This window comes from Pseudomonas sp. AC463 (assembly GCF_979253585.1).
The window spans coordinates 1-236 of record NZ_CEEDDZ010001174.1 but is presented as its reverse complement, the minus strand read 5'-3'; the positions used below and the strand labels follow the sequence as shown (position 1 = coordinate 236).

Below are 236 nucleotides of genomic sequence, written 5' to 3'. Positions count from 1 at the left end.
GCGCACGCCCATCGACTCGAGGAAGCGCTCACGGGCGCCAGCGTCCTGCTGCAGCACGTCACGGGCGCCGAGCAGATCGCCCTCGCGCAGCAACCCACCGGTACCCGCGGTAAAACCGGGAAAGAAGAAGAACTTCTGTAGGCCATTGCTCTGCATCGACGGCAGCCCATGACAGCCCTCGACCCACTCCTCAGCACTCAAATACTCCAGGTTGAGCCAGAGAGTCCGCGCGGAGC

At 64.4% G+C, this 236-nt stretch carries 1 protein-coding gene; it reads right to left on the bottom strand.

Annotation, left to right across the window (positions count from 1 at the left end; all coding sequences use genetic code 11):
- A partial coding sequence (earP, locus tag AC0IYH_RS34020) for an elongation factor P maturation arginine rhamnosyltransferase EarP (protein WP_471838889.1) occupies window positions 1–236 on the bottom strand: 236 nt, incomplete at both ends.